This is a genomic window from Streptomyces sp. CRN 30, assembly GCF_034105845.1.
This window is the reverse complement of the sequence record NZ_JAVRHI010000016.1, coordinates 48,039-58,206: the sequence shown is the minus strand read 5'-3', so window position 1 is coordinate 58,206 and position 10,168 is coordinate 48,039. Positions and strand designations below refer to the sequence as shown.

Annotated in this window: 6 protein-coding genes; all 6 read right to left on the bottom strand. The window is 72.9% G+C overall.

All coding sequences use genetic code 11. The features are described 5' to 3' along the window. Window positions 1-360, bottom strand: a 360-nt coding sequence (locus UW392_RS01970) for a hypothetical protein (protein ID WP_320773068.1), incomplete at its 3' end; no start/stop codon positions are given. 277 nt (window positions 361-637) lie between these two features. Beyond that, entirely contained in the window at window positions 638-1,426 is a 789-nt protein-coding gene (locus UW392_RS01965; RefSeq protein ID WP_320773067.1) for a TIGR03936 family radical SAM-associated protein, read from the bottom strand. 48 nt (window positions 1,427-1,474) lie between these two features. Continuing rightward, window positions 1,475-2,551, bottom strand: a complete 1,077-nt coding sequence (locus UW392_RS01960) for a hypothetical protein (RefSeq protein ID WP_320773066.1) — start codon at window positions 2,549-2,551, stop codon at window positions 1,475-1,477. Between the two features lie 60 nt (window positions 2,552-2,611). After that, on the bottom strand, window positions 2,612-5,248 hold the full coding sequence (locus UW392_RS01955; RefSeq protein ID WP_320773065.1) for an NACHT domain-containing protein: 2,637 nt from the start codon (window positions 5,246-5,248) through the stop codon (window positions 2,612-2,614). Between the two features lie 112 nt (window positions 5,249-5,360). After that, window positions 5,361-8,039, bottom strand: a complete 2,679-nt coding sequence (locus UW392_RS01950; protein WP_320773064.1) for a SpoIIE family protein phosphatase — start codon at window positions 8,037-8,039, stop codon at window positions 5,361-5,363. Between the two features lie 117 nt (window positions 8,040-8,156). After that, window positions 8,157-10,136 (bottom strand): TIGR03960 family B12-binding radical SAM protein, encoded by a 1,980-nt coding sequence (locus UW392_RS01945; protein ID WP_320773063.1) that lies wholly within the window; start codon window positions 10,134-10,136, stop codon window positions 8,157-8,159. Between the last annotated feature and the right edge of the window lie 32 nt (window positions 10,137-10,168).

Below are 10,168 nucleotides of genomic sequence, written 5' to 3'. Positions count from 1 at the left end.
CACGGCGCGGCGGCGCGGACGGGCGGGCGCCGGCTCCTCGTCCGGCTTCGCCTCCCCGGCGGCGGCCGCGTCGACGGACGCGGCGTCCGCCGTCTCGTTCTCAAGGTCCGGGTCCTCACCCGGTACCAGGTTCTGGTCCTGGTCCTGCGTCTCGTCGACGACGTCGGCGACGGCGTCGCTCTCCGCGGCCGGGACGGTCGGCTGGACGGTCTCCGCCGAGGTGTCGGCGGCACCGGCCGGCGGACCCGCCGGCCTGGAGGCGGCCCGGCGACGGCGGCGCGGCGGCAGCGTGTCGCTGGGGGTGTTGTTCGGTTCTGCGGAGCCGTTCACCGGCTCCGTGGCTTCGGTCGGTTCGAGCATGCGGGCGTATCTCCCGTCAGGCTCCCGGGCGCCGCGCCTGGTCCGGCGTCGATCGGGTCGACCGCCGGTGACGTCCGCGGCTCGCGCGCTGCGCGGATACCGCCGTCCGGGGCGCGGGCGCCGCTCGGGAGCTCGCTGTGTCCTGTCTCGCCGGTTCCGTACAACCTTGTCGCGTACGGCCTGGCGAAAGTCTTCTGGTCGGTGGCGCTGCCCGACCCAGGTGGCTCCCGAGTTCGACGGCGGCGCTTACGACGTCCGTCCCTTCGCGGGACCTTCCTTACGCCGGCGCCGTCGCGGCGGCAGTGGCGGCGGCCGGTTGCGGCTCGGTCGCTACTGCCTCGCGGTCGGGCGCGAGCGGGTCGGTCACCGTGCCGGTCTCTTCATCGAGCAGCCCCTGCGCCAGCCTGGTCACCGCTGCGGGGACCGGCGGCGCCAGGTCGGCCACGGCGCGGAGACCGGACAGGACGTCGTCGGGTCGCACGGCAGGCGTCACGTGCCGAACAACCAGCCGCAGTATCGCACAGGGCTGGTCACTCGGCCTATCAGCCTGCGAAGCGTGCGTCTCGTCGCTTGCCGGAGACGTCTCCAGGTGCACGACGGCGGAGCGGGCGTCGAAGGTGCGGACGCCGTTCTTCGTCCGGCGCTGGACCTCCACGGTCCCGGCCCCGTCGAAGGCCTCGACCGCGCGGCGCGCGTCGGCCGGCTCCACGCCGTCCAGCCGCAGCTCCCACACGGAAGCCGTGAGCCGATCGGCGAGCCCGGAGGTACGGGCCTCGACCGCCTCGACGATGTCGAGCCCGGTGGGCAGCGACGCGTCGAGGAGGATTCTCAGCTGCTCCGGGTCGCGCGTCGCGGTGAGCGCGATCTCCAGGTACTCCGCCTCACTGCCCGTGCCGGTGGGTGCGGCATTGGCGTACGACACCTTCGGGTGCGGGGTGAACCCCGCCGAGTACGCCATGGGCACCTCGGCGCGGCGCAGCGCACGCTCGAAGGCGCGCTGGAAATCACGGTGGCTGGTGAACCGGAGGCGGCCGCGCTTGGTGTAGCGCAGTCGGATGCGCTGCACCGCGGGTACCGGCGGCGGGCCTTCGGGCTGTCGCTTGCCCAGTGTCGTTCAGTCCTTCGTGAGAGCGGTCGTACTGCTACCAAGAGTACGTGCCCCGTCGCCGGAAGGTTCCCGCCGGTCCACCGGTACCGCCGGCCGCGGTGCGCCGAACAGGGCCCGCCGCACGTCCGCCCTGGCCTGCCGCACCGACGCGCGGGCGGCGGCGAACGCCTGCCGCACGGCCTGTCCGGCACCGCGGGCGGTCTCGGCGACGGGCCGCAGGACGTGGTCCCGCAGCACGTGCCCCACCGGCGTCAGCAGGGTCCGGTACACCCACCGCACCGGGTCGACGAAGAGCCACCGGAAGAGCGTGGCGAGGAACCGGCCGACCGCCAGGGAGACACGTCCCGCGATCCGCCAGGCGTGGCCGACGGCGTCCGCGATCTCCCGGCCGAGCACGGCGAGGAAGCGGCCGACGGGGGCCAGGACCCAGCGCCACAGGGCGAGGGCGGGCAGCACCAGCAGCACCCGGCCGGTCCGGTACAGGGCGGTCCCGATGCCGACGACGACCGTCCGCACGCACCACGCCACTCCCCCGGCGCACCAGGCAAGGCCGCGGCCGCACCGGGCGAGCACGTGTCCGACGGGGGTGAGGACCCACCGGTAGAACCACCCCGCCGGGAGGGCGACCAGTACGCGCGCGAGCCAGGCCACGGCCGCCCCGACCGCGGCGCCGGCCGGCAGCACCAGCCGCGTGCACACCCACAGCAGGGCGTGCCCGGCAGGGGTCAGCACCCATCGGTACAGCCACCGCGCCGGCCGGACGAGCAGGACCGTCCCGAGCCACCCGACGGCCCTGGCCAGGGGGACGACGACGTACCGCCACAGCCCCACCAGGGGCAGGACGAACAGGGCCCGCGCCAGCCACCCGACGGCCCGCCCGAGCGGCCGGAACACCGTGCGCCCGAGGAACCTCCCGGTGACCACCAGCGCGTCCCACACCATCCGTACCGGCACGACCAGGACGAGCATCACGATCCGCAGCGGTACGCGGATCGCGACAGTGAGACATCCTTCGGCCGCCGCCGGTGACGGCTCCGCCACGGACACCGGACGGGCGTCCCCCGGCGGTTTCTCCAGTTCCATACCGGGACAGACGCCCGGACCGGCCGTACGGATGCGGCGTACGGGCGGGTTTCCGCTCTCTCACGGGATCGCCGGTCCCGCACGGACGATCTCCACGGCCGGGGAGAGCAGGTCGGCGCCGACCGTCCGTGCCCCCTCCGGCAGCCGGAGCGTACGCAGCGACGGCACCGCGCGCAGCGAACCGACGTCGATCTCGGGGAGAGCGGTCTCCAGGGTGAGTTCGGTGAGGCGGGAGAACCCGGCGAGCCAGGACCACGACCACCCCGGGTCCACCGCGACGCAGAGTCCCGTCAGGCGTTCCTTGACGCAGTGGGCCTTCATCTCCTCGACGGTGAGCGGGGCGGTGATCTTAAGCAGCGACCGGCCTCCCAAACGTCTGAGGGCCATGAGTTCCCGGCCGCTGGACACCGCGAAGTACAGCTCGTCCTGGCCGAGGTGGGCGATGACCTCCTCCGCGTAGCGGTCGGTGTCGAACCGGCTCCAGGCCAGGGCCAGCTCGGTCCGTATCCGCAGGTCGTCCACGGTCCGGAACCGGGACAGGACCGGGATCGCCGCGTCGGTCCCGATCCGGACGGCGGTGAGCACGGTGTGGTACGCCTCGTCGGGGGTGAGGTGCGCCGGGCCGCGCAGCAGTTCCAGGACGACCGGGCCGACGTCGGCGAGCGCGCGGGCCTCGGCGACCGAGTGCGGCGGGATCAGTGTCGCGGCGCGCCGCTGCACCTCGGCGCGTGCCGCCGGGCTGAGTTCGGTGGCGTCCTCCAGACACGCAGCGGCCAGCAGGTGGAGCCGGTGACGGGTGTCCTCGCAGGCGTCGCCGCGTTCGATGAGGCCGGTGAGCAGCCGGGTGCGCTCGGCCGGGCGGGCGTGGGCGACGGCCATGCGCAGTACGTCCTCCCACTGGTCGAGGTGGGCGTTGTCGCCGAGGAAGTCGAAGTCGAGGCTCTCCACCGCCGCCCGCGCGCCGAGATAGTCCTGGAAGGTGCGGTGGATGAACTGCATGCTGCCCTCGACCGGTTCCAGCAGCAGTCCGCTGCGCACCAGCAGGTGGCGGTAGATCTGCTCGACCGAGCCCAGCGCGGCGACGCGCGGCATCGCCGTCAGCGCCTGGGCCAGCAGGCCCAGCACGTCGGTGGTGGCCATCTCCGAGCGGCCGTTGCGGATCAGCCAGTACGCCAGTTTCTGGATCAGCTGCACCTGGTGGGTCTCGCCGATCCGCAGGTCGCCCGTCCGGTACACGCCGCGTTCGCGGTCCCGGCGGGAGAGCAGCATGGACAGGGCCGCGTCGTACAGCTCCTTGCGGCCGTCGGGGAGGTAGCCCCTGCGGTCGCGGTGCAGGGCGCAGATCAGCGCGCACATCAGCGGGTTGGTGGCGAGCCGGGCGAGTTCCTGTTTGGCCCGGATCGCGTAGAGCAGTTCCTTGCGGTAGCTGTCGGCGCTGCCGGCCGCCTTGTGCCAGCGCCGGATGAAGGAGGCGACGTCGTCGCGGCTCATGGGGGCCAGGTCCAGTTCCCGGAACCGTTCGGCCGCCAGCCAGTGTTCGCGCACCGCCGACGGCCGTGACGTGACGAGCCAGTGGTTCCTCGGGTACGCGTCGACGAGGTCGCGCAGCCAGGTACGGGCCTCCTCGCGCTCCGCCTCCGGCATCTCGTCGATCCCGTCGACCAGCAGCAGTCCGCGCCCCGCGGTCAGGACGCGGTCGTACCAGCCGGTGGGCTGGGCGTGGGCGATGGGGCAGCCGACCGCCGAGAGGAACTCGTCGGGGCCGGGCAGGCGGGCCCCGGCGCGGGTCAGGGACCGCATGGGCAGGACGAACGGTACGAGGCCGTGCAGGTAGAGCAGCCGTTCGTCCAAGCCGTCGGGGCCGGCGCTCACCGCGAGCCACTGCACGAGCGTGGTCTTGCCTGACCCCGCCACGCCGCGCAGCAGCACCCGGTCGTGCCGGGCGAGGACCTGCTCGGCCGGGAGCATCGACGTGAGGTCACCGGTGCTGCTCTCGGTGGCCTCCAGGCTCAGGTAGGCGGCGTCGAGGGACCAGGTGCCGGAGGACTCGGACAGGTCCAGTCCGAAGATGGTCAGCCGTCCGTACTTGCCCGAGATGTAGCCGGCGTAGCGCTGCTCGAAGCCTCCGTCGGCCGGGGAGGGCGTCCGCAGGAGCAGTACGTCGATCTTCGAGGACAGTTCCTCGATCCGGCGGCTCTGCTCGGCCAGCGTACGCGGGACGAAGGTGGACCTGGTCGTGAAGAAGTGCAGGATGTGCAGGCAGGCGGTGTCCATCACGCGCGCGTGCAGCAGTACCGCGTCGCTCGACAGTCCGCGGGTGGCGGCCTGGTTGGCCGCCCGCAGGTTCCGGGACAGCTCCAGGTGGCCGAGCCGGACGACCTGGACGTCGTCCATGTCGATGTGGCCCAGGGAGCCCAGGGAGTGGGCGACGGCGTTGACCACCGCGCGCTGTTCGAAGCCCGGCAGACGCTCCGTCATGCCGGTCGACTGCGTCGCGCGGTCCACCAGCTCCTCGGCGATCTTGTGCAGATCGGCGTCGGACAGGGTGCGCTTCTCCCCGCGGAACGACACCAGGGAGGAGACCCGCACGGGCCGGTCCACCAGTCCCGCGCCCGGTCCGTCCACCACGAAGAGTCGCTTCACCAACGGGACGACGATGCTCGACGCGAGCCGGGCCCCGATGCTGACGGGTTCCATGACATTCCAGCGTAGGCGCCCGAACCGGGCCGTGAGGGGCGAACCGGAGCAATCGACGCACCGGGCCCGGCCTCCGCGGGCTCCCGCCGGCTCTCGCGGGTTCTCACGGGCGTCAGCCGGACCCGGAGGGTCCCGTCCCCCCTGACGGTCCCGTCCCGGAGGGTCCCGTCCCGGAGGGTCCCGTCGGCCGCAGCGCCAGCAGGGCGATGTCGTCCGCCGAGTCGGCGCCGAAGCGGATCAGCAGTTCGTCGCAGAACGCGTCGAGCGGGTCGCGCGCGTGGGCCGCGGTGTACCGGCGCAGCCGGCCCATGGCGACGTCGAGGTCCTCGCCGCGGCGCTCGATCAGGCCGTCGGTGAAGAGGAGCAGCGTGGCGCGGGGCGGCAGCGCGTCGCAGGCGGTGGGGCGGGGCAGGTCGGGGTCCATACCGATCAGCAGGCCGCGGCCGGTCTCCAGGTAGCGGGTGTCGCCGTCCTCGGTGGTCAGCAGGGGCGGCAGGTGCCCGGCCGAGGAGTGGTGCAGGACGCCCGCGCCGCCGTCGTCCTTGAGCAGGCCGTAGGCGCAGGTGGCGGTGGTCTGCGAGGAGAGGGTGCGGCAGGCCAGGTCGAGGCGGCGCAGCACCTCCCCCGGTGGTTCCCGCCGGTCGACGGCGATGCCCCGCAGCATGTTGCGCAGGGTGCCCATGGCGACGGCGGCCTGGAGGTCGTGGCCCGACACGTCCCCGATGACCAGCGCGGTGTCGCCGTCGGGCAGCACGAAGGCGTCGTACCAGTCCCCGCCCACCTCGGCGGTGGTGCTGGAGGGGATGTAACGGGCCGTCAGCTCCAGGTGCGGGACGCGGGGCAGCTCGGGCAGCAGGGCACGCTGGAGCTGCTCGGCGTTGGAGTGGGTGTGCTGGTGCAGGCGGGCGTTGTCCACTCCGAGGGCGATGCCGTGCACCAGCTCCGCGATGAGCAGGATGTCGTTCCTGGTGAACGGGTGCTCCTTGCCCACCCGGACCAGGGTCAGCGCGCCGATGACGCCCCGCGCGGCCCTGAGCGGCGCGACGACCGCGCTGTCCCCGCCGAACTGTTCGACCAGCTCCAGCTGCCGCGCGTCCAGCGGACTGCGCGCCTGCGCGAACTGGGCCATGTCGGTGACCAGCAGCGGACCGGCGCCGCGCAGCACCCGGGGCAGCAGCCCGCGGGTGCCCTCGGAGACCGGCGGGAGCGAGCCGAGCCGCTCCTCGGAGAGGGGGGTCGGGCGGTCCCGGTGGACGACACAGACCCGTTTCACCCGGCCCTCCTCGTCGACGATGTCCGCCGCGCACCAGTCGGCCAGGTGCCGGGTCAGGATCTGGCAGACCCGGCGCAGCCGTTCGTCCAGGGGGAGGGTGCCGGTCAGCGCCCGGCCGGTGTCGGCGAACAGCGGCAGCCACGCCGCCGCCCGCTCCGGACCCACCGTCCGCGCGGTCGCCGCGGTGGTGGGCAGGCGCACCGGTCCGGGCACCGGCCGCGTCGTGTACGGGCTCTCGTCCCGCGGCGCGACCGGCGGGGCGGGCGGCGCCGCCGTCGCGGTCAGCTGGGCGACGAACACAGTCCTCCCGTCGACCGCCTCCTGCGTCTCGATGGCCAGGCGTACGGGGATCACCCGGCCGTCCCGGTGCAGCGCGGGCACCGGGACGGAGCGCCCCAGGATGTGGGACTCGCCGGTGAGCAGCAGCTCCCTGAACGCCTTGATGTGGCGGCCGCGCAGGTGCTCGGGCATCAGGACGGTCAGGGGCTGTCCGACGAGTTCGTACGTCTCCCGGCCCAGCAGGGCCGCCGCGGACTGGTTGACCGCGATGATCCGGTTGCCGTCGTCGGCGGCGACGGTCGGGACGTCGGCGGCCGCCACCTCGCTCGCGTCCCAGGGGGCGGTGTTGGCGGGGGTGGCGCCCGGCTCGCCCGGGACCTGCGTCCAGGCGGTACCGGGCCCGCCGGAGAGCTGCCCGGCGATCTGGTCGAGCAGCCAGTGCCGGAAGGCACGGATCTGCGGCAGGGCGGGCAGGGCGAGCAGGTCACCGCGGAGCGCCGCCGCGTCGGCCCGGTCGAGGACCCGGCGCAGGGTCGCCACACCGGGTGCGGCGTCCGCCGGGAACCCCACCAGCAGGGAGAACGTCGAGCTGTCCGGGGTCTCCTGCTCCACCTCCGCCGTCATGCTCGCGGAGACCGTGTGAATCATGTCCCGCGCGACGAGCAGTTCCTCGTCGCTCACCCCGGTCCGGCCGCCGGTCTCGCAGCCGGCCAGCAGCAGTTCGCGCAGCAGCCCCTCACTGTGCTGCCGGGCCGCTCCGTACAGGGCGTACGGGATGTCGCTCAGCGTCACGGTCAGGGACGGGCCGGGCGGCACCACCGTCTCCCGCACGGACGGCGGCGGTGTGGGCGCCTCGGGCCACACCTCGAAGCAGACGGTCTTGCGGCCGGCCTCGGTGTGCACACCGAGGCCGGTGGCCAGTTCCTCGACCAGCCCCAGCCCCCAGCCGGTGCAGGCGTAGGGGCGCGGTGCGTGCGGGAGGAGACCGCGCTCCGGGCAGGCGTCGCTGACCCGCACGTGCGCCTGCCCGTCGACGGCCCACGCCCGTACCTCGATCTCGGTACGGGCGTGGATCACCGCGTTGGTCACCAGCTCACCGGTCAGCAGCTCGGCCGTGTCGGCCGTCCCCGCGGCGACGTCACCGAGGACCGACCGCACGAAACGCCTGGCCAGCGCGGCACTCACCGGCTCTGGAGCCAGCAGCCGCGACGGCACACCGGGCGGAACGGGACGGACCATAGGAGCAGGGTGCCCCGACTCACCGCCCCGAAAAGACCCCTACGCCCGCTTTGTCACCACGCACCGCCACACCCGGCTCGCCGACTCACCAGCTCACCGGCCCACCGGCTCACCGGCTCAGTGCGTGTGCCCGCCGCCCACCGCCGCGGCCCCCGCGTTCTTCACGGTCAGCGGCAGCAGCTTCTTGCCGGTGGGGCCGATCTGGATGGAGGTGTCCATCTGCGGGCACACCCCGCAGTCGAAGCAGGGCGTCCACCGGCAGTCGTCCACCTCCGTCTCGTCGAGGGCGTCCTGCCAGTCCTCCCAGAGCCAGTCCTTGTCCAGGCCGGAGTCCAGGTGGTCCCAGGGCAGGACCTCCTCGTAGGAGCGCTCGCGGGTGGTGTACCAGTCGACGTCCACGCCGAAGGGGGCCAGGGCCTTGTCGGCGCAGGCCATCCAGCGGTCGTAGGAGAAGTGCTCGCGCCAGCCGTCGAAGCGGCCGCCGTCCTCGTAGACGGCGCGGATGATCGCGCCGGTGCGGCGGTCGCCGCGGGAGAGCAGGCCCTCGACGATGCCGGGCTTGCCGTCGTGGTAGCGGAAGCCGATGGAGCGGCCGTACTTCTTGTCGCCGCGGATCTTGTCGCGCAGCTTCTGCAGCCGGGCGTCGGTCTCCTCGGCGGAGAGCTGGGGCGCCCACTGGAAGGGGGTGTGCGGCTTGGGGACGAAACCGCCGATGGAGACCGTGCAACGGATGTCGTTCGCGCCGGAGACCTCGCGGCCCTTGGCGATGACGCGGGTGGCCATGTCGGCGATCTGGAGGACGTCGTCGTCGGTCTCGGTCGGCAGGCCGCACATGAAGTAGAGCTTCACCTGGCGCCAGCCGTTGCCGTAGGCGGTCGCGACGGTCCGGATCAGGTCGTCCTCGGAGACCATCTTGTTGATGACCTTGCGGATGCGCTCCGAGCCGCCCTCGGGGGCGAAGGTGAGGCCGGAGCGGCGGCCGTTGCGGGTCAGCTCGTTGGCGAGGTCGATGTTGAAGGCGTCGACCCGGGTGGAGGGGAGGGAGAGGCCGATCTTGTCCTCGGTGTAGCGGTCGGCCAGGCCCTTGGCGATGTCGCCGATCTCGGAGTGGTCCGCCGAGGACAGCGACAGGAGGCCGACCTCCTCGAAGCCCGTCGCCTTGAGGCCCTTCTCCACCATCTCGCCGATGCCGGTGATGGAGCGCTCGCGGACCGGGCGGGTGATCATGCCGGCCTGGCAGAAGCGGCAGCCGCGGGTGCAGCCGCGGAAGATCTCGACCGACATGCGCTCGTGGACGGTCTCGGCGAGCGGGACGAGGGGCTGCTTGGGGTAGGGCCACTCGTCGAGGTCCATCACCGTGTGCTTGGAGACGCGCCACGGGACGCCGGAGCGGTTGGGGACGACTCGGGCGATACGGCCGTCCGCGAGGTACTCGACGTCGTAGAAGCCGGGGACGTAGACGCCACCCGTGCGGGCCAGGCGGAAGAGGAGTTCCTCGCGGCCGCCGGGGCGGCCCTCCGCCTTCCAGGCGCGGACGATCGCGGTGATCTCCAGGACCGCCTGCTCGCCGTCGCCGATCACGGCGCAGTCGATGAAGTCCGCGATCGGCTCGGGGTTGAACGCGGCGTGGCCGCCGGCCAGGACGACCGGGTCGTCGATACCGCGGTCCTTGGCCTCCAGCGGGATGCCCGCGAGGTCGAGGGCGGCGAGCATGTTGGTGTAGCCCAGCTCGGTGGAGAAGGACAGACCGAAGACGTCGAAGGCCTTCACCGGGCGGTGGCTGTCCACGGTGAACTGCGGGACCCGGTGCTCCCGCATCAGTGCCTCCAGGTCCGGCCACACGCTGTAGGTGCGCTCGGCGAGGACGCCCTGCTGTTCGTTGAGCACCTCGTAGAGGATCATGACGCCCTGGTTGGGCAGGCCGACCTCGTAGGCGTCCGGGTACATCAGCGCCCAGTGGACGTCGCACTCGTCCCAGTTCTTGACCGTGGAGTTGAGTTCTCCGCCGACGTACTGGATCGGCTTCTGCACGTGCGGGAGCAGAGCTTCGAGCTGCGGGAACACGGATTCCGCGGCCGCGGCGACTTCGGCAGACATGTCGCGCACCTTCGTGAGCTGGACGGAACTGA

What these genes read in the sequence shown, in the direction of transcription:
- UW392_RS01960 (WP_320773066.1), bottom strand. Translation starts at nt 2,551, where the DNA reads ATGGAACTGGAGAAACCGCCGGGGGACGCCCGTCCGGTGTCCGTGGCG.
- UW392_RS01955 (WP_320773065.1), bottom strand. Translation starts at nt 5,248, where the DNA reads ATGGAACCCGTCAGCATCGGGGCCCGGCTCGCGTCGAGCATCGTCGTC.
- UW392_RS01950 (WP_320773064.1), bottom strand. Translation starts at nt 8,039, where the DNA reads ATGGTCCGTCCCGTTCCGCCCGGTGTGCCGTCGCGGCTGCTGGCTCCA.
- UW392_RS01945 (WP_320773063.1), bottom strand. Translation starts at nt 10,136, where the DNA reads ATGTCTGCCGAAGTCGCCGCGGCCGCGGAATCCGTGTTCCCGCAGCTC.